The sequence below is a fragment of the Pelagimonas phthalicica genome, assembly GCF_004364805.1.
GTDB classification, from domain to species: Bacteria; Pseudomonadota; Alphaproteobacteria; order Rhodobacterales; family Rhodobacteraceae; genus Pelagimonas; species Pelagimonas phthalicica.
In genome coordinates, this window is sequence record NZ_SOAP01000004.1 from 237,148 (window position 1) to 254,576 (window position 17,429).

Here is a 17,429-nt window from a genome sequence, read left to right on the forward strand (position 1 = left end):
CCAATTATTTCGATTTCAAATTCTCTTGGTCCTGTTTGAGGTACCAATCATAGGTCTCGGCAATCCCTTGTTCCAACGGGATCGAGGCACGCCAGCCCATATCGGCCAAGCGCGTGACATCTATAAGCTTGCGCATGGTTCCGTCAGGTTTGGAGGGATCGGTGGCAATGCGCCCTTCAAAGCCGGTGATCTTAGCCACAAGCCGTGCCAGATCCAGGATGGTCACATCACTGCCGCTGCCAACATTGATGTGGCTGAGCATCGGTTGGGTATTATCGTCATATATCGCGCGATCCAGACCGGCGACGAATAGCGACGCTTCGGCCATGTCATCCACATGCAGGAATTCGCGTCTGGGCTCGCCCGAGCCCCAAATGACCACCTCATCGCGCCCTTGCAGGCGCGCCTCGTGAAAACGGCGGATCAGCGCGGGTAAGACATGCGAATTTTCCGGATGAAAATTGTCACCGGGCCCATAAAGATTGGTCGGCATGACCGAACGGTAATCCGTGCCATATTGGCGATTATAGCTTTCGCACAGTTTGATCCCGGCGATTTTGGCAATCGCATAGGGTTCGTTTGTCGGCTCAAGCGTACCAGTCAAAAGCGCGTCCTCACGCATAGGCTGCGGCACGGCTTTGGGATAGATGCAAGAGCTGCCAAGTTGCAGCAGGTTCAGCACCCCCGCGGCAAAGGCCTGATGGATGACATTGCATTCAATCATCAGGTTTTCATAGATGAACTGCGCCGGATAGGTGTTATTGGCGTGAATACCGCCCACCTTGGCCGCCGCCAAAATCACCTGATCCGGCTTTTCTGACTGCATGAAATCCGCTACCGCCGCCTGATCTGTCAGATCCAATTCAGCAGAGCTGCGCGTGACAAGGTCCAGATCCTCGCCCGCCTCTTGCCGCGCCTGCAATTGGCGCAGGATCGCGCCACCAACCATGCCACGATGACCCGCCACATAAACCTTGCGCTTTGCCATCACAGACACCTCATTCAAATTTCGCCATTGATCAGCGTGAAACGCCGGGCCGTTTTCACACGTTCCTGCACCAGCGCCAAATCACGAACAAAGATCGTGTTCTGATGCGTGCCGCCTTGCCGAACTTCTCTTGCAAACGGGTCATAGGAGCACGGGACAAAACCTGCCTGCGCCATGATCTGTGCAACTTCGCTCTGCCCATCCGATTGATAGCGATCGGCCGAGTCATTGGTTTCCGTCACAATAGCAACCAGGGTCGGGTCGGCCAGGATTTGCGGCATCCCTTTCAGAACTTCGGATTCCCAACCTTCAACGTCGATCTTCATCAGGCGCGGCGTTGCACCACCTAATACATCGTCCAGACGTTGCACCGGGACATCCAAAGTCTTGGTCCCCTTGGCCTCCGCTTCTGACACGACATGGTTCTTGGTATCACTATCGGCAGTAAAGCACAGGGTCGCCTCCTCAGAGCCCGCCCCGATATTGTGGCAGGTCACCAGATCCGACAGGCGGTTCACGGCGACATTGCGCTCCAACTTGGAAAACGTGCCGGGGATCGGCTCGACACTGACAACCTTGGAACGACAACAGCCTGCGGCCAAAATGGTGTAGCTGCCAACATTGGCACCAATATCGGCAAACACATCGCCGTCGCGCAGCAAATGCAGCACAAAGGCCATATCCGCGCTTTCATGCAGCCCGCTATACCAGTTGCCCGTCGCCCCGGTCATGCCCTTTTCCATGACGAGAACCGTGTAATCCACAAAGGGCACGACATGCGGATAGGGCATCATCCGGGCGACCATTTGCCAGCGGAAAAACCGCATGATGGCGGCCAACCGGTTGGCACGGTTGAGCGGGTGTTCCATCAGATGTCGGATGGTGCGCCACATGCCTGCTTACCCTTCGGTGCTAACGGGAACATCCATCCCATGCGCCTGCAACAAGGCATGGCGTTGCGCAGTTTTGAGATCTTCGGCCACCATTTCCGCGCACATCTCTTGGGTGGTGATTTCCGGCACCCAGCCCAGTTTCTCTTTGGCCTTGGCCGGGTTGCCCAACAGGGTTTCCACTTCGGCCGGGCGGAAATAGCGCGGATCAATGCGCAGGATCGTGTCACCGGGTTTCAGCGCCGGAGCTTTGTCTCCGGTCACGCTGGCAACCTTGGCGATCTCTTCAACACCACTGCCGGAAAACTCCAGCTCAATGCCCAGCTCGCGCGCAGACCAGGTGATGAACTCGCGTACCGAATATTGCACGCCGGTGGCGATCACAAAATCCTCGGCTTCTTCCTGCTGCAGCATCATCCACTGCATGCGGACATAATCCTTGGCATGGCCCCAATCGCGCAGCGCATCAATGTTGCCCATATACAGGCAAGGTTCCAAACCTTGCGCAATATTGGCCAGACCACGGGTGATCTTGCGGGTGACAAAGGTCTCGCCCCGGCGCGGGCTTTCGTGATTGAATAGAATGCCGTTGCAGGCATACATGCCATAGGCTTCGCGGTAGTTCACGGTGATCCAATAGGCATACATCTTGGCAACCGCATAAGGGCTGCGCGGATGGAATGGCGTGGTCTCGGTCTGCGGGATTTCCTGCACCAATCCATATAGCTCAGAGGTCGACGCCTGATAAAACCGGGTCTTCTTTTCCAGGCCCAAAAACCGGATCGCCTCAAGCAAACGCAAGGTGCCTATTGCGTCCACATCCGCCGTGTATTCGGGTGCCTCAAAGCTGACAGCGACATGTGACTGTGCCCCGAGGTTGTACACCTCATCTGGCTGCACTTCTTGAATGATCCGCGTCAGGTTCGACGAATCGGTCAGGTCGCCGTAATGCAGCTTGAAACGGGCTTTATCGACATGCGGGTCTTCATAGATATGGTCCACCCGGGACGTATTGAACGAAGACGCGCGGCGCTTGATGCCGTGCACTTCATACCCTTTTTCAAGCAGAAACTCAGCCAGGTAAGATCCGTCCTGACCCGTAATCCCGGTAATAAGCGCACGTTTTTTCATTGTTCCTCAAAGAAATTGTTGGACTTTGGAAAGGTTTTTGAAAGCAAGAGTTCCCAGCCCTCCTACACCATTCTCGCGGATAGCACGATAGTCTTCGCGGCTTTTGCGGATGATCTTTTGCAGTGACGCATTGCTTTCTCCACCCACCCGCATTTTCACGAAAACCTCAGGGATATAGGCAAGGCGGATCTCGCCTTTGACCAAATACCGCAGCATGGCATCATAATCGGCAGCGATCCGGAACGAGGTGTCATAAAGCCCCCATGTGTCGAAGACACTGCGCCGCAAATACAGGGTCGGATGGGGTGGCATCCAACCGCGTTTCAGCTTGCTTTGATGATAGTCACCAGACCGCCATTTTCGAATGACCTTCTGGATGTCATCAGCAGCCACATAATCCAGATCGCCATAAACGCCGTCAATTTCCGGGTCTTCCATGACCTTTGCGACCTTAGACAAGATCGAGGACGAGGCAAACAGATCATCCGAATGCATCAGCCCGACCACATCCCCTGTCGTCCGCGCTATGCCCTTGTTGATCCCATCGTAGATACCGCCATCTCTTGCGCTTTCCAGGCTGACATCCGCCCCGGCAACCGCCTTGATCGCCTCCAACGTGCCATCGCGTGACCCGCCGTCCTGAATGACGTGTTCAACGCTGCCGTAATCCTGAGAAGCAACACTGGCCACAGCCTCTGCGACTGTGTTTTCACGATTGAAAACAGCTGTAACAACTGAAATTTTCAACAAGGCAAAGCCCCTGAGAATGAATATGAGACAACGCCGCTTCGATGGCAGGTCTCCCCGTTGTAAACAAGGTCTTTTTGGCGAGAGATACGGCAATGGGTGAAAATTTGTGCGCTTTGATAAATCTCTGTCCCTTTCGCCAGCAACTCGGGCGGAATTGCGCAGATCGCGACCAGATTTCAAACGGCCCCGCCTGTACAAGCAGCATCCTTGAATTCACAGGCAGAGCTAGGTAGACCAACGGCGAAATTTCACTAAAGGCAGTTTTCATGCACATTGCTCTTGTCGGGTACATGTTTGGGGATGGCGGCATCCAAACCCATACAGACACTCTTGCCCAAGGCTTGGCCCAAAAGGGGCACGAGGTGAAGGTGATTACACCTGCGGAAATGGCCAACCATAAAGGCGACCCAATCACCGCCAACGGCTATGAAATCATTGTTCAATCGGGTCTCAAGGATGCTTTGGGCGGCTTTGGTCTGCGCGGTTGGGCCGAGGCCATGGTCGTCGCGGGCACCGGCTGGAACAGCATGATCGGTACGCTCAGAAGCGGTCCAAACTGCCGCAAGATCTTTTTCGAAGTCATGAGCGGCAAACCGGGCGGTGCCAAAGACCCCCGTCGCCTTGTTCACCTCGGGTTTGACGCGATTGTCGGTCAGGGCAAACCGGTCGAAGACCGCTTTTGCAAGGAATTCAAATGGAACGGTCCACGCTGCACCATTGCTGCGCTTCCCGGTGAACTGGCCCTGCCTCAAGTGAATGAAACCCCACCAGCCGGGGATAAACCGCTGCGCTTTGCCCATTTTGGGCGCTTGGCGCGACACAAGAATGTGTCGCTACTGGTCGAGCAATGGGACGCCTATGGCGAAGGCGCAACGCTGGATATCTGGGGCGGCGGGGAAGATGCCGACCACCTGAAAGACCTCATCGCCCAGAAAGGTCTGGGCGACCAGATCAAGCTCAAAGGCCGCTACCCAAGCGGTGACGCCTATTCTCAGCTTCTGACCGAATATGACCTGACCCTGCTTCCGACCATCGGCGAGGAAGGCGCGCCTTTGGTCTTGCTGGAATCCATGGCCTGCGGCGTGCCCTTTGTTGCCAATGGTGTTGGCGGCATTCCGGATTACACCAATCAGGATTGCAGCGTGACCAGCAAAGGGATCGACGAATTCATGCCGTTGTTACAAGAAATGATTGCGCGCATTCGCACCCAAGGCATCAATCGCCCGCGCATTCAGAACTTCTATGCAAACACCTTTTCGCCCAGCGTCCTGACGGATCGCTGGGAGGCGTATTTGAGCGAACAAGTGGCCCTGAATTAACCCCGCCGGAACATCGAAAGTGCTGACATGATACCTGCCATCTGGAAAATCAAAGGCACCGTGCTGCGCTGGTCCTGTCCGCTCTTCTTCAAATCCATCGGGCGAGGCACTTTGTTTACAGGTCGTGTCCGCCTGCCGATGCCGTTTCGCAATATCGAGATCGGGCAAAACTGTATGATCGGCCACGATGTCTATTTCCAGACCGGGCGCGATTCGACAGTCAGCTTGGGGGATGAGGTCAGTATCAATAGCGGTGGCCATGTCATCGCAAGCGAACGGATTTCGATTGGCAGCAATGTTGCCATTGGCGAATTCGTCTCAATCCGCGATCAGGACCACAAGTTTCGCCCCGATACAGGCGTGCGCGGGCAAGGGTTCACCGTGGCCCCCGTCGAAATCAGCGACAATGTCTGGATCGGCAGAGGGGTCTATATCGGCCCCGGCAGCAAGATCGGGTCAGGCAGCATCGTCGCCGCGAATTCGGTTGTTCATGGGGAGTTTCCGCCAAACAGCCTGATTGCCGGCGCACCCGCAACGGTCCGCCGCACCATCAACCCGGATGGCAGCCGCTCTGCTCCGGAACCTTCTAACTGAATCCTTTCGCCACTGCACCCGGCCCAATCTTGCCGATTGCCACCATCAAACGCCCGGTCACAGGCGATCTCTAACATTTCCCAGCACGCATCCCTTGCACAACAAGACAAAGCCCGGCAAAGCAGGCACATTAGCTATCAGGAGCTCCCATGGCGCGCATTTTCATCACCGGAACGGCAGGCTTTATCGGTTTTCACCTGGCCCAGCTTTTGCTGAGCGAGGGCCATGTCGTGCACGGTCTGGATGGAATGACCGATTACTATGATGTCGACCTGAAGAAGCGCCGCCACGCGATCCTGCTGCAATCCCCCAACTTCCAGATGACCGAAGCCATGCTGGAAGATTGCCCAGCCGTGGACAAGGCCATTGATGCCTGCGCCCCGGATTACATCGTGCATCTCGCGGGTCAGGCCGGGGTGCGCTATTCGCTGGAAAACCCGCGCGCTTATGTGGATGCCAATGTCACCGGCACCTTCAACATCATGGAGGCCGCCCGCCGCCACAAGGTCAAACACCTGATGATGGCCTCGACCTCGTCGGTCTATGGGGCCAATACCGACATGCCTTTTGCCGAGACGGATAAGGCGGACACGCCGATGACGATCTATGCCGCCACCAAAAAGGCGACAGAGGCAATGGGCCATTCCTATGCTCATCTCTACGACCTCCCCACAACCATGTTCCGGTTCTTTACGGTTTATGGTCCCTGGGGACGCCCCGATATGGCCTATTTCAAATTCGTCAACGCCATCCTGAACGGCAAAGCGATTGACGTTTACAATCACGGCGAAATGCAGCGCGATTTCACCTATGTCACCGACCTCGTGCGCGCCATTCGCCTGTTGATGCTTGATGCCGCGCCCGAGCGCCCGGCAGACCGTCAGGTGCCCGAGGGCGACAGCCTCTCGCCCGTTGCCCCGTTCCGCGTTGTGAATATCGGCAATTCAAAATCGGAACGGCTGCTGGACTTTATCGAAGCCATCGAAGACGCCCTTGGCATGAAGGCGACCCGCAACATGATGGAGATCCAGCCCGGCGATGTCCCCGCCACCTGGGCCAATGCCGAGCTGCTGGAACGCCTGACCCAATACCGCCCGCAAACCGATATGCGCGACGGTGTGAAACAGTTTGTCGCCTGGTATCGGGACTACTATCAGGTTTGAACAACTCGCCCGTGGCAGCGGTGACCTAGGACACTGCGAACGTGTCGTTCACCTGCAACAGCAGATCGAGGCACCGAGACAGCTGGTCAATATCCAAAAACTCGTTGGCTTTATGCGCTTGCTCAATGCTACCCGGGCCACAAACGACCACATCCATCCCCAGCTGTTGAAAGATCCCGGCCTCGGTCCCAAAGGGCACCAAACCGCTTGAATTCGCCCCGGTGAGCCGCATCAGCAAGTCTTTGGTGGCATTCTGTTTTACCGGCTCCAGTCCGGCAACCTCTCCGATAACCTCAGTCTCGATCCCGGCACCGGGACAACCCCGCTGCATTGCAGGCAACAGCTCCTTTTCGACAAAATCCGCGATCTGCTCTTTGACAAAAACCGCATCAGACGGCTGAACCGGGCGCATTTCCCAATCAAGCTGCGCTTTGGGGGGAATGACGTTGTGAACCTTGCCGCCATTTAACGCGCCAATGTTCAGGGTCGTCCAAGGCGGGTCAAAGGGGCCATCCTGAGGCGCGCGGGCCTTTAGCGCCTCGCGCAGCTCCAATAGCTTTGCAGTATAGCGCACCGCGTATTCCACAGCATTGACGCCCAAATCCGGGGCCGAGCCATGTCCCTCCAATCCGCGAAACCGGGTTGTGTATTCAAAGCACCCTTTATGCCCGTCAATCACCTGCATCATGGTTGGTTCGCCAACAATCGCCATGGCGGGCCGCAGGTCATATCGGGCGAGGGACTGCGCCAAATGCCCTGCCCCGACACATCCGGTTTCCTCGTCATAGGTAAAGGCATAATGGATCGGGCGGCTGCGCGGCGTGGCGGCGAAACGCGGGGCCATCGCTAGGCTGGCCGCCAGAAACCCCTTCATGTCACAGGTGCCGCGCCCATATAGCCGCCCGTCGCGCTCGACCATGTCAAACGGGTCACTTGCCCAATCCTGATCCACCACCGGCACGACATCGCAATGCCCCGAAAGAACCAAACCGCCATCCACCTCGGGCCCCAGAGTGGCAAACAGATTGGCCTTGGCCCCGGTCGGATCATGCCAGATCTCAACCCGTGCGCCGACATCCTCAAGATAGGCGGCAATATAGGCGACCATCTCAAGGTTGCTGTCGACCGAAACGGTTGGAAAAGCGATCAGATCGGCAAGGATGCGTTTTGCCTCGTCCAGCATGACCTACCCCTTTCGAAACAGCCTGCGCTCAACATCGCAAAGCGGCTCTGCCGCCCCGCTCTCAGTGATCAGAATGCTCTCGGTTGTCTCTAACCCCCAGCTCTCCATCCACAGTGCGGGCATAAAGTGAAACACCATGCCGGGCTGCAAAACAGTGCTGTCCTCACTTCGGATCGAGGCCGTGCGCTCGCCCCAATCGGGCGGATAGCTCAGGCCAACCGGATAGCCCATGCGCCCTGATCGTTCGATCCCGTATTGGGCCAGAACATCCATAAAGGCCTGGGCAATGTCACAGGTGCGATTGCCGGCCCGCGCCGCATTCAGCCCTGCTTCGATCCCCTTCAGCTGCGCCTCTTCGGCACGCCGCATGTCATCGGGCGGTGTGCCCAGAAACACCGTGCGCGACAAGGGCGCGTGATACCGGCGGTAACATCCCGACAGTTCAAAAAACGTCGCTTCACCGTCGCGCATCGGGCGGCCGTCCCATGTCAGATGGGCGGCCGTTGCATCCAATCCTGACGGAGTCAGCGGCACAATCGCCGGGTAATCACCCCAATCCTCATCCACCCCGGTGATCCCTGCATGCATGATATCCGCAACCAACTCATTCTTGCGCAGCCCCGGCTCCGCGCGCTCAATGGCGCAGCGCATCACCTTGCCCGTGATCCGCGCCGCCTTGCGCATAAAGGCGATCTCTTCGCCCGATTTCACCAGCCGTTGCCAATTGACCAAGGCGGTCGCGTCCTGAAACGAGGCTTCGGGCAATTCCTCAGTCAGCACAGCATGGGCCTTGGCGGAATAGTAATAATTCTCCATCTCAACGCCGATGCGCGCGCGTTCGAACCCGCGCGCTTTCAGCTGCTCCGCCAGATCTTGCATCGGGTGGATCTCGGTCGACTGAACATAGTGGTCGCCGTAGCCAAGGATATTGCCGTGATCCATCCAACAGGTGCGACGCCCGCCCATCATATCCATGTAGCGGCCCCACCAGATCGGTTCGCCCTCCATCGTCAGGATCACCCCCTGATGGACATAAAAGGACCAACCGTCATAGCCGGTCAGCCAGGCCTGATTGGACGGGTCGGTGACAAAGATCACATCAAGCCCAGCCTTGGCCATGGCCTCACGCGTTGCGCTGATGCGGCGTTGGTATTCCGCTGCGCTAAAGGCTGCGTTGTTCTGCGTCATGTCATTCCCCCTTAGCCAAGCACTGTTTTCACAGCGCGTGTTGTTGCTTCGACGATTTGATCCGCCTCTCCCTTGGTCAGGCAGAAAGGCGGGGCAAATCCCAGAATATCCCCCTGCGGCATGGCCCGCGCGATAACGTTGCTTTGCTCCAACAGGGCTGCCGCGATTTGCGGGCCGATCTTGTCCTGGGCGTCAAAAAAGGCGCGACCATCCTTGTCGCGAACAAACTCCACTGCCGCCAACAGGCCTTCGCCGCGCACATCCCCGACATGAGGGTGATCGCCCAGCGCATCCGTCAAGGCCGCGTTGAGATAGGCCCCAACCTCGCCCGCATTTTCAACAAGGTTCAACTGATCCAACAGCCTTAGATTGGCGACACCCGCCGCTGCGCCAATCGGGTGGGCGGAATAAGTCCAGCCATGCCCGATGGCCCCGTTTTCATCCGTGCCTTGTTCGAGGATCTTCCAGATCTTATCCGAGACAATAGACCCCGACAAAGGCGCATAGGCCGAGGTCAGGCCTTTGGCGATTGTCATGAAATCTGGCCGCAACCCGTAATGGTCAGAGCCAAACATGCTGCCTAGACGACCAAAACCGGTCACCACTTCGTCAGCCACCAGCCAGATATCGTGCTTGTCCAGAACCGCCTGAATGGCCGACCAATAGCCTTTGGGTGGAGGCACGATCCCTCCGGTGCCCAAAACCGGTTCACCGATAAAGGCGGCAATGGTATCGGCCCCTTCTCGTTCGATCAGCGCCTCCAGCGAGGCTACGCATTGCGCGACAAAGGCCTCTTCGCTTTGACCGGGATCGGAGCGGCGAAAGTAATAAGGCGCATCGGTATGGACCACCTGCGCCAGCGGCAGGTCGAACTTGTTGTGAAACAGCTCAAGCCCGGTCAGCGAACCGGTCATCAACCCCGACCCGTGATAGCCGCGCCACCGCGAGATAATCTTTTTCTTTTCAGGCCGCCCGAGAATGTTGTTGCAATACCAAATCAACTTGATGTTGGTTTCATTCGCATCCGACCCGGACAACCCGAAATAGACCTTGGACATATGATCAGGCGCGCGGTCGAGGATCATTTTGGCGAGGGTGATCGACGCCTCGGTCCCATGCCCGACATAGGAATGGTAATAGGCCAGCTCTTTGGCCTGTTCCGCGATCGCCTCAGCGATTTCCGGGCGGCCATAGCCGACATTGACACAATAAAGACCGGCAAAGGCATCCAACAGCCTGTTGCCATCCCGGTCCTGAATGTGACACCCCGAACCGCCCGTCACCACCCGCTGCGCAAGGTCTCCGCGCGCAAAATCGGCAAGATGCGTTGACGGGTGGAAAAAGCTGTCGCGATCCCATTGGGCAAGTTGATCATTGTGAAGCATGGGCTTCCCTTTCTGACAAAGGCGGCGACCCGCCTGTTTCGTGAAAGGAGCCTGATGCACGCAACAAACCACCATGGTTTGACCCGAGCAGATCGGCTCCGCTCAACCAGACAGCAGCGCGCAATGCCTTTATTGTCAGGGTGTGCAAATCCAGCCATGAAATGGTTTCAAACGCAATACCAATTTGGCCAGAAAAAGGGGCGGTTACAAAACCGCCCCTCATACCGCTTAAACTACGTGCTTTTCGATCAAATCGCGATACCCAACCTACCTGTTCGGCAACAGGATCAGGGCAAGGTCAGGCACCAGCGACACCAGGAACCACACGCCAATCAACGCAACGAGATAAGGCACCGTGTAGCGCAGCAGGCGGAAATACGGGACACCCGTCACCCCCGAGGCCACATAGAGGTTCAACCCATAGGGCGGGGTAATGAACCCGATTGATGCGCCGACCAGGAAAATGACCGAGAAATGGATCGGATCAATTCCAACCGAGGCCGCAATCGGGGCCAAAATCGGGGCCAGGATGATCGTAACCGGCAGGCTTTCCAAAACCATGCCGGAAAAGAAAACAATCATCATGGAGGTGAACAGCACCGCGTAATACCCCCCCATCGAGGTCACGAAATCACCAATCGTCTGCTGCGCACCAAGCAACGACAGGATCTGCTGCATCACCACCGAAACGGCGATCAGCGGGGCCAGAATACCGCTGATTTGCGCGGACCGCACAACAATCGACGGGATTTGCGGAATGGTGAACCCTTCGACGACAAACATCTCGGCAAAGCTTTTCTCAGACAGCGGTTTGTTGCGATCCGAGCCCATGATCTTGTTCAGCGGATAGCTGACCAGCCCCGCGATCACACAGAAACCAACGGTCACACCCGCCGCCTCGGTCGGAGAGAATTTGCCCGTGTAAATCCCCCACAGAACCAGCCCGATGGCAAAGAAACCCAGCCAGGCTCCAAAGGCGGTTTTCAGGATACGGTTCAGGTTCAGGGGGATCAGGTGCCCCCAGCCATTGATCCGGCAGATGATCCAACAGGCCAGTTGCATGCCGATGACCATCAATGCGCCGGGCAGGATGCCCGCGACAAAAAGATCCGAGATCGGCAGGTTCAGCAAAAAGCCATAGACAATAAAGATGATCGACGGCGGAATGATGATCCCAACCGTTCCACCAGCAGCTGCCGTCGCCGCCGAGAACCGCTCGTCATAGCCGCCCTTGACCATTTCAGGATGCAGCATCGAACCAATGGTGGCCGTGGTCGCCGAGTTGGAGCCGGAAATCGCGGCAAAGAGACCGCAAGCCCCCAATGACGCCATCGCCAACCCGCCCCTCAACCAGCCCAGACAGGCATAGGCAAAATCCGATAACCTTCGCGCAATCCCCGATTGGTTGATCAAATCCCCGGTCAGAATGAACAGCGGCATCGCCAACAGGGCAAAGCCCTTGTTGAACACATTCATCAGCTCCGCCCCCATATTGTCCAGGGTCAGGCCCAGGACAAAGGAACAGCCCAGAACCCAATAGGCGATCACCAGAAACACCGGCACGCCCAGCATGAACAGCAGCGTGACCCCAAGAGAGATCAGCGTAACCCAAGTTCCGTCAGTCATTACGTATCCCCTCCAATCACAGCCTGTTTGATCAGTGGCGCGCCATTGCGATAATTCGAAATATCCTCGGCCAAGTTCTCAAAGACACGCGCCGTCATCAGGATTGCCGAGAATGGCACGGTGATCAGGAACCACCATTGCATCGTGTTATCCGTGCCCAGAACAATCTGAAAGTTTGAGGCCGACAGCGCGGTTGCCCGACTGGTCGTGACCACCATGACCACTGCAAATATGAACCACAAAACCGCGTCCAGCGTCAGACAGGCCATCTGCCCGCTGCGTGGCATGGCGGTGCGAAACTCGGCAAAGCTCAGATGCGTGCGCAGGCGGACGTTAAACGCCGCCCCAAACCAGGCCATGATCATGAACAACAAAGGAGGAATCGTTGTCGACCAGGGCTGCTGACTGGAAAAAACGAACCGGTCGATCACGCCCCAAAAGATGATGAAAGCAATCGCCAGATAACTATAGACCATGATCGACCGCTCCAGGTGGCGATCCAGCCATGGCACAAGCCTGTAAATGCGCAGGACAAGCAAGCCAAGTACCGCAGTCACAACCGCTCCAAAAAGCCAGGCCCCATCAGCCCGGAGTGCGTTGCGGATTTCGAAACTGTCCAACGACGCAAAGGCGCTGAAAATCGCGCCCATGTCTGACCAAAGGGTCATGGTTTCCTCCCTATGAATGCTCGCCCCTTGTTTTCTTGTTGGCTCGGGGACGAGATTTGAAACCGGTGCAGAACTCCGCACCGGTTTCGATAGCTTAGTTCCGGATCAGGCTTTCCACCAACGGCGCGGTTCGACGTTTTCGGGCTTCATGTCCTTGGGGACCTGGCGCGCGATGTCATAGATTTCCTGATAGGTATCAATGCCACCGGCCCAATTGTTGAGCCGCTCACGCCATTTCTCCCAAAGCTGCGGTTGGAATTCTGGCGAACACATTTCCTCGGCCATCTTGATCTGGTCATCGGCGAGGAACGCGTTGCGCACATTGTTCTGCGCAAAGATCGTGTCAGGCATCTGCGGATCGGAATGACCAACCGTCTTAACCAGCGCCGCTTCGTTGGCGGCCTGCACATGGGTCTGTGCCCAATAGGCGGATTCCATGACCGCATCCTGAAGATACCCATCCAGGCTGTCAAAGACCGAGGCGCTCATCGAGGTGTGCTCGGTCCCGCAGAAGAACTTGAGGTCGACCGACTGGCTTACGACCGGCGACATATTGGCATAGGCCACTGCCGACGCCCATGTTTCAGCCCCGTCGATCAAGCCCTGCTTCAGCCCGTCCAGCGTTTCCTCCCAAGCAACCGGAACCGGATTGAGGTTCAGCGCCTGCATGGCGATGCGGCCCAACTGCGTGCCTGTCACGCGGTTCTTGGTGCCAAACAGCTCTTCCAGCTTGGTGACCGTTGGCTTGTCTTCCCAACCCAGACCCAACTGAATGCCGCGCAGCTCGCAATGGCTGAACAGGAATTTCAGGCCATGACGTTTTTCAAGCGGATCGCGAAGGATGCGTTGCGATTCCGGGCTGTAGAGGAAGTGATACTGAGACGCGCGGCCCGGGAACATATAGGCGTAGTCGAGAACATTGAGATAGGGCGCGCCACCGGCCGAATTCTGGGTCGAGGCAGCATAGATATCGACAATCCCCTGCTGGGTTTTCTCAACACAGGATGTTTGGCCGCAAATCTGGTTATTGCCGATGAACTCAATACGAATTTCACCATCCGTCCGGCTTTCCAGATCTCGGGCGAATTCCAATGCCCCGGCCCGTTCGATCAACAGGTTCTGCGCGTTAAAGCCTGCCGCCCCGAATTTCAAAGTATGCTTGGCCGGTTTCGCAAACCGTTTTTCATAGGTCGATTCCGCGGCACTGGCGAGATTTGCCAGGCTCATGGCCCCACCAAAGCTCCCCGCCGCCAATAGCGTTGAACTCATGCCATATTGCCCGGCGACCCGGAACAAATCACGGCGCGTGATCTTGCTCAGATTATTTGAAGTCCTCATCTGCTTCCTCCCTAAAACATTTTTGAGACTTGTGATCTCATTTTTAGTGTTTTATTGCTCAATGGCGCAAGGAAAATCTGTCCAACGCGCCAATAAGAGCCTGGGGAGGAACCGCATATGTCAGAAAAAAAGGCCGATTTTATTGTAGTTGGGGCCGGTTCTGCAGGATGCGTTTTGGCCAATCGGCTCAGCGAAGACCCCGCGAATCGGGTGATTCTGCTTGAGGCAGGCGGGCACGATCTGAACCCTTGGATCCATGTGCCGGTGGGTTATTTCAAAACCCTGCACAACCCGAACACGGATTGGTGCTACAAAACCGAACCCGAACCGGGTCTGAACGGGCGCGCATTGGATTGGCCACGCGGAAAAACCCTTGGCGGCTCCAGCTCGATCAATGGGTTGCTTTATGTGCGCGGTCAGAAAGAGGATTATGACCGCTGGGCCCAGCGCGGCAACAAAGGCTGGGGTTACGACGATGTGCTCCCGCTGTTCAAAAAGTCCGAGTCGCATGAAAACGGCGCGGATGCCTATCACGGTGACAAGGGCGGTCTTTCCGTCTCGCTGATCCGCGCAAAAAGCGAAATCGCCGAGGCCTTTATCGACGCAGCGGTGGAAATGGGGGTGCCGCGCAATGATGACTATAATGGCGCGGTCCAAGAGGGCGTCAGCTATTTTCATCAAACCGCGCGCAAAGGGTTTCGCTGTTCCAGCGCGCGCGCCTTTCTGAACCCCGCCAAGTCGCGCCCAAATCTGGAGATCATCATCCACGCCCAGACCGAAAAGCTGGTTTTCGACCCCAATGATCCGCGCCGCGTGATCGGCGTCCAATACATGCGCAAAGGGCAAAGCCATCAGGTCCTGCTCAATCCCGGCGGCGAAGTGATCTTGTCCGCAGGCGCAATCGGATCACCGCAGATCCTGGAATTGTCGGGCATTGGCCGGGGCGAGGTGCTGAGCAAAGCAGGCGTCACCGTTCGGCACGAGCTTCGCGGCGTGGGCGAATGCCTGCAGGACCACCTACAGATCCGCCTGGTTTACGAGGTCAACACACAGACCCTGAATGACGCCATCAACCGCTTTATGCCGCGCATGGGGATCGGGCTGAATTATGTGTTGTTCCGCAAAGGGCCAATGAGCCTCGGGGCCAGTCAGGTCTGCATCTTTGCCAAATCCATGCCAGGATTGGACACGCCCGATATCCAGTTTCACTTTCAGCCGCTCAGCGCCGACAAACCCGGGATCGAGATGCATCCGTTTTCGGGCATCACCTCTTCGGTCTGCCAATTGCGGCCAGAAAGCCGGGGGCATATCCACATTTCCTCGCCCAACGCCGCGGATTACCCCAAGATCGTGCCAAATTACCTGTCCGCCAGGGCCGACCAGCTTTGCGCAATCCGTGCCATTCGCTTTGCCCGCGCCATGACGGAAACCAGCGCCCTGCGCCCCTATATCCGGCGCGAACACATCCCCAACAACAACCCCTCTTCCGACGAAGAACTGCTGCAATGCGCGCGTGAGATCAGCCAAACGATCTATCACCCGACCAGCACCTGTCGCATGGGTCATGACGACCAGGCTGTCGTGGATGATCGCCTGAAAGTTCACGGCATCGCCGGGTTGCGGATCGCGGATGCCTCGATCATGCCTGACATTGTCTCTGGTAACACCAATGCCCCAACCATCATGATCGGCGAAAAAGCCAGTCAGATGATCCTTGAGGATCGCGCAGCCAAGGCTAGGGTCAGGATGCATTGATTTGACGCCACTGGTTTACCTGATCTTGTTCCTGTCAAGGCACATCACCGCAGGAATTCTGGTTGTATTTCAAGGCGATGTAACGCAGCTCAGGGGCAAGACCAACCAAATCTTGCAGACGCAGGTAGCGCTGCAAAGCAGCGGCCTTGACCGCTTGCAATTGACTCCGCCAGTTCCTGCGCGTCCAAAACCCCTGCTTTATTGCCCTTCCTGCGCCAGTGAAGCCAAATCAATGCATCCTGACCCTAGAGGCTAAAGCTCTACGCTTTGCGCGCGGGCCCCAGGGACTGGCGCATTCTGATTTCGGTCGGCAGCTCCTTGCTTTGACCCATCACGTTGTCTTGCAACACCTCGATCAGCCGCTGCGCTGCGCGGCGTCCCATTTCCCGATGTGGCACATGCACAGTTGTCAGTTCAGGATCCGCCAGTGCGGCTATTTCAATATCGTCAAACCCCGTCACCGAAATATCTTCGGGCACGCGCAGGCCCAGCGCCCGCGCCGCACGCAACGCCCCGACAGCCAAAACATCGTTCACGCACATAATGGCCGTGGTATCCGGTGCCTGTGCCATAACCTGACGAAAGGCCTCTTCCCCGGTACCAATGCCATAAGGCGTTTCGACGATCATCACCTCGGCCGGGTCTTGACCCGCTTCGACTTTGGCGTCGCGAATGCCCTCAACCCGGCCCCGCGCGCGGTCGTTGGACCGGGTCGGCGCGGTGATACAGGCTATGTTGCGATGCCCTTGCGCGATGACATCACGCGCCAGCGCTCGCATGGCCGCGCGATTGTCGAACCCAACAGCGGTACGTGTTTCTGCCGGATTGAACGACCAGGCAATCAGGGTCGGAACCCCGCGCTTTTCCAAAAAGCGGTAGATCTCGGGCTCGCGATCATAGCCGATCAGCAGCAACGCATCTGCCCCGCGCGCGACAAGCGCCCGAATCTGCTGCTCTTCCAATTCGGCGTCATAGGCGGATGAGGCCAGCAGCAACGTCTTGCCATGGCGCCCCAGCTCTTCCTGAAAGGCCTGCAAACCGCGCGCGAAAACCGCGTTTTCCATCGTTGGAATAACCGCGCCAATGGTGTTGGTCTGCCGCGCCGCCAATGCCTGCGCGCCAAAGTTCGGCGCATAGCCCAATTCGTTCACAGCCTTCATGACCCGTTCGCGCGTGTCTTTGCCAACCCGGTCGGGTGAATTCAGGCAACGTGACACCGTCGCTGTCGAGACGTTGGCCAGACTGGCAACATCAGCAAGCGTAGGGACGGATTTTTCAACTTCGTTCTGTGACATGGTCTTGTTTGGCTTTTGGACAGCCGGGTACCCCAGTCGCCCCCTAAGGAAAAGCCTCGAGTGTCACGCAAGTTCGGCAAAAAAGCAATGTAAGCGCTTGCATGATAAAATGTAAGCGCTTACATTGCCCTCAACTCGACGCGAATCCTTGGGAGG

At 57.0% G+C, this 17,429-nt stretch carries 16 protein-coding genes; 4 read left to right on the forward strand and 12 right to left on the reverse strand.

The annotated features are described in order from the left end of the window. Positions 1-4 precede the first annotated feature (4 nt). The 4 genes from fcl to CLV87_RS21735 are packed head-to-tail and all read right to left on the reverse strand — an operon-like array spanning position 5 to position 3,759. A complete protein-coding gene (fcl, locus tag CLV87_RS21720; RefSeq protein WP_099248010.1) occupies positions 5-988 on the reverse strand; it encodes a GDP-L-fucose synthase in 984 nt (327 codons plus the stop codon). Positions 989-1,002: 14 nt separating this feature from the next. Further along, on the reverse strand, positions 1,003-1,881 hold the full coding sequence (locus CLV87_RS21725) for an FkbM family methyltransferase (RefSeq protein ID WP_099248008.1): 879 nt from the start codon (positions 1,879-1,881) through the stop codon (positions 1,003-1,005). A gap of 6 nt (positions 1,882-1,887) precedes the next feature. After that, positions 1,888-3,009: a GDP-mannose 4,6-dehydratase gene (gene gmd, locus CLV87_RS21730; RefSeq protein ID WP_099248006.1), complete on the reverse strand. Its 1,122-nt coding sequence runs from the start codon at positions 3,007-3,009 to the stop codon at positions 1,888-1,890. A 6-nt stretch (positions 3,010-3,015) separates the two neighbouring features. After that, entirely contained in the window at positions 3,016-3,759 is a 744-nt protein-coding gene (locus CLV87_RS21735; protein ID WP_235872017.1) for a glycosyltransferase family 2 protein, read from the reverse strand. A 266-nt stretch (positions 3,760-4,025) separates the two neighbouring features. On the opposite strand from CLV87_RS21735, the gene CLV87_RS21740 reads away from it, so the two are divergent. From CLV87_RS21740 to CLV87_RS21750, 3 genes are all read left to right on the forward strand, one after another. Further along, a complete protein-coding gene (locus CLV87_RS21740) occupies positions 4,026-5,078 on the forward strand; it encodes a glycosyltransferase family 4 protein (protein WP_099248004.1) in 1,053 nt (350 codons plus the stop codon). Positions 5,079-5,105: 27 nt separating this feature from the next. Continuing rightward, positions 5,106-5,672 carry an acyltransferase gene (locus CLV87_RS21745; RefSeq protein WP_099248002.1) on the forward strand — a complete coding sequence of 189 codons (567 nt, stop codon included), beginning with the start codon at positions 5,106-5,108 and terminating at the stop codon, positions 5,670-5,672. Positions 5,673-5,821: 149 nt separating this feature from the next. Continuing rightward, positions 5,822-6,835, forward strand: a complete 1,014-nt coding sequence (locus CLV87_RS21750) for an NAD-dependent epimerase/dehydratase family protein (protein ID WP_099248000.1) — start codon at positions 5,822-5,824, stop codon at positions 6,833-6,835. A gap of 25 nt (positions 6,836-6,860) precedes the next feature. Here the strand turns inward: CLV87_RS21750 and argE are convergent, their stop codons facing one another. The 6 genes from argE to CLV87_RS21780 form a co-directional block, all read right to left on the reverse strand. Continuing rightward, the gene (gene argE / locus CLV87_RS21755) at positions 6,861-8,018 is read right to left on the reverse strand and encodes an acetylornithine deacetylase (RefSeq protein ID WP_099247998.1); all 1,158 of its coding nucleotides are present in this window, start codon (positions 8,016-8,018) and stop codon (positions 6,861-6,863) included. 3 nt (positions 8,019-8,021) lie between these two features. Continuing rightward, complete coding sequence (locus tag CLV87_RS21760) at positions 8,022-9,206, reverse strand: M24 family metallopeptidase (protein WP_099247996.1); 1,185 nt, start codon at positions 9,204-9,206, stop codon at positions 8,022-8,024. Positions 9,207-9,217: 11 nt separating this feature from the next. Beyond that, entirely contained in the window at positions 9,218-10,591 is a 1,374-nt protein-coding gene (locus CLV87_RS21765) for an aspartate aminotransferase family protein (RefSeq protein ID WP_099247994.1), read from the reverse strand. Between the two features lie 267 nt (positions 10,592-10,858). Further along, positions 10,859-12,217: a TRAP transporter large permease gene (locus tag CLV87_RS21770; protein WP_099247990.1), complete on the reverse strand. Its 1,359-nt coding sequence runs from the start codon at positions 12,215-12,217 to the stop codon at positions 10,859-10,861. Continuing rightward, positions 12,217-12,885, reverse strand: coding sequence for a TRAP transporter small permease (locus CLV87_RS21775; protein ID WP_099247988.1), 669 nt, complete (start codon positions 12,883-12,885; stop codon positions 12,217-12,219). The genes CLV87_RS21770 and CLV87_RS21775 overlap by 1 nt, the downstream gene beginning before the upstream one ends. A gap of 105 nt (positions 12,886-12,990) precedes the next feature. After that, positions 12,991-14,223, reverse strand: a complete 1,233-nt coding sequence (locus CLV87_RS21780; protein WP_099247986.1) for a TRAP transporter substrate-binding protein — start codon at positions 14,221-14,223, stop codon at positions 12,991-12,993. Between the two features lie 117 nt (positions 14,224-14,340). Here CLV87_RS21780 and CLV87_RS21785 point away from each other — a divergent pair, with 117 nt between their 5' ends. Beyond that, positions 14,341-15,978, forward strand: coding sequence for a GMC family oxidoreductase (locus tag CLV87_RS21785; RefSeq protein ID WP_099247984.1), 1,638 nt, complete (start codon positions 14,341-14,343; stop codon positions 15,976-15,978). A gap of 34 nt (positions 15,979-16,012) precedes the next feature. Here CLV87_RS21785 and CLV87_RS24305 read toward each other — a convergent pair whose 3' ends face one another. Continuing rightward, positions 16,013-16,138, reverse strand: coding sequence for a hypothetical protein (locus tag CLV87_RS24305; protein WP_255301732.1), 126 nt, complete (start codon positions 16,136-16,138; stop codon positions 16,013-16,015). 100 nt (positions 16,139-16,238) lie between these two features. After that, a complete protein-coding gene (locus CLV87_RS21790) occupies positions 16,239-17,273 on the reverse strand; it encodes a LacI family DNA-binding transcriptional regulator (protein ID WP_099247982.1) in 1,035 nt (344 codons plus the stop codon). Between the last annotated feature and the right edge of the window lie 156 nt (positions 17,274-17,429).